The sequence below is a fragment of the Variovorax sp. V93 genome (assembly GCF_041154485.1).
Lineage (GTDB): Bacteria > Pseudomonadota > Gammaproteobacteria > Burkholderiales > Burkholderiaceae_C > Variovorax > Variovorax beijingensis_A.
In genome coordinates this window covers 4,807,501-4,810,000 of sequence record NZ_AP028669.1, presented here as the reverse complement: position 1 = coordinate 4,810,000, position 2,500 = coordinate 4,807,501, and the positions used below count along the sequence as shown (strand labels likewise).

Genomic DNA, 2,500 nt, shown 5'->3' with positions numbered 1-2,500 from the left:
AGGCGTGCATTAGGCAAATCCGGTGCACATATACCGAGGCCAACGATCGAGCGAGCTTGCTCGCGAAGTGACTGAACGAGGTTCCAGGAAAAGCCACTAAGCTTCAGCTATATACGACCGTACCGCAAACCGACACTGGTGCGCGAGATGAGTATTCTAAGGCGCTTGAGAGAACTCAGGAGAAGGAACTCGGCAAATTGACACCGTAACTTCGGAAGAAGGTGTGCCCTATTAGTGTGTAGTGAACAACGAAGCATGAATGGGTTGCAAAAAATCGGTGGCTGCGACTGTTTATTAAAAACACAGCACTCTGCAAACACGAAAGTGGACGTATAGGGTGTGACGCCTGCCCGGTGCTGGAAGATTAAATGATGGGGTGCAAGCTCTTGATTGAAGTCCCAGTAAACGGCGGCCGTAACTATAACGGTCCTAAGGTAGCGAAATTCCTTGTCGGGTAAGTTCCGACCTGCACGAATGGCGTAACGATGGCCACACTGTCTCCTCCTGAGACTCAGCGAAGTTGAAATGTTTGTGATGATGCAATCTCCCCGCGGAAAGACGGAAAGACCCCATGAACCTTTACTGTAGCTTTGTATTGGACTTTGAACAGATCTGTGTAGGATAGGTGGGAGGCTTTGAAGCAGGGTCGCTAGATCTTGTGGAGCCAACGTTGAAATACCACCCTGGTGTGTTTGAGGTTCTAACCTAGGTCCATTATCTGGATCGGGGACAGTGCATGGTAGGCAGTTTGACTGGGGCGGTCTCCTCCCAAAGCGTAACGGAGGAGTTCGAAGGTACGCTAGTTACGGTCGGACATCGTGACGATAGTGCAATGGCATAAGCGTGCTTAACTGCGAGACTGACAAGTCGAGCAGATGCGAAAGCAGGACATAGTGATCCGGTGGTTCTGTATGGAAGGGCCATCGCTCAACGGATAAAAGGTACTCTGGGGATAACAGGCTGATACCGCCCAAGAGTTCATATCGACGGCGGTGTTTGGCACCTCGATGTCGGCTCATCTCATCCTGGGGCTGTAGCCGGTCCCAAGGGTATGGCTGTTCGCCATTTAAAGAGGTACGTGAGCTGGGTTTAAAACGTCGTGAGACAGTTTGGTCCCTATCTTCCGTGGGCGCTGCAGATTTGAGGAAGCCTGCTCCTAGTACGAGAGGACCGGAGTGGACACACCTCTGGTGTATCGGTTGTCACGCCAGTGGCATTGCCGAGTAGCTAAGTGTGGAAGAGATAACCGCTGAAAGCATCTAAGCGGGAAACTCGTTTCAAGATGAGATCTGCCGGGGCCTTGAGCCCCCTAAAGAGTCGTTCAAGACCAGGACGTTGATAGGTCAGGTGTGGAAGCGCAGTAATGCGTTAAGCTAACTGATACTAATTGCTCGTGCGGCTTGACCCTATAACTTTGATCAATCAGATCAAGGTGTTATGCCAAGTTGACGCATTCAAAATAATTCGCCAAAAGCTGATTCCAAACTCTATGAATTCGTTTGCCTGATCATGTGATCAGACAGACAACAAGTTATGCCTGATGACCATAGCGACGTGGTACCACTCCTTCCCATCCCGAACAGGACAGTGAAACGCGTCAGCGCCGATGATAGTGCGGGTTCCCGTGTGAAAGTAGGTCATCGTCAGGCTCTTACAGCCAGGAAAAGCCCAACACGGTGTGTTGGGCTTTCCTTTTTGTGTGAGCACCCAAAAAGTGTTCACACAAAAAGGCAAGCAACACAGCGTCCCCCAGGGTGCTGCGAGCAACTCTAGGCAACAGGCTCCCAGTGAGCGAGCTGCCAGGAGGCCGGAAGAAAAAAATCTTCTTCGAAGTTGACGCGGTTTGAAAAAGCAGTGCATAATCGAAGGCTCCGCTGAAGCAGCTTCAGCGTCTCGCGGCGAAGGTTGTGGGGTGCGACAAGAAGTTGAAGAAAGCGAAAAAAGTTTGACGGTACTTAAAAAACCGTGATAGACTACAAGGCTTCGCTGATCGCAGCAAGCAAGACGAAGTAAACGACAAGTTGCTTCGGGGTTCGTTAAAAATTTACAGCCGATAAGCGTGGGCGTTTGAAGGTAATTGCGTAAGTTCTTCGGAACAAGTCGCAAGACTTAAAACGCTCATGAGAATAGAAGTGAAGTTCACTTCAATTCCGTTTTTATGAGTTGCTCGAAAGAGCGAAAAAAATCAAGATCGAACTATAGAGTTTGATCCTGGCTCAGATTGAACGCTGGCGGCATGCCTTACACATGCAAGTCGAACGGCAGCGCGGGAGCAATCCTGGCGGCGAGTGGCGAACGGGTGAGTAATACATCGGAACGTGCCCAATCGTGGGGGATAACGCAGCGAAAGCTGTGCTAATACCGCATACGATCTACGGATGAAAGCAGGGGATCGCAAGACCTTGCGCGAATGGAGCGGCCGATGGCAGATTAGGTAGTTGGTGAGGTAAAGGCTCACCAAGCCTTCGATCTGTAGCTGGTCTGAGAGGACGACCAGCCA

At 50.6% G+C, this 2,500-nt stretch carries 3 rRNA genes (2 of these 3 running past the window's edge); all 3 read left to right on the top strand.

What is annotated here, in order from left to right:
- Positions 1 to 1,408, top strand: a 23S ribosomal RNA gene (locus ACAM54_RS22840); it begins 1,465 nt to the left of the window's first position.
- 128 nt (positions 1,409 to 1,536) lie between these two features.
- Positions 1,537 to 1,649: ribosomal RNA gene (rrf, locus tag ACAM54_RS22835) — 5S ribosomal RNA — on the top strand.
- 544 nt (positions 1,650 to 2,193) lie between these two features.
- A 16S ribosomal RNA gene (locus tag ACAM54_RS22830) occupies positions 2,194 to 2,500 on the top strand (it continues 1,228 nt past the right edge of the window).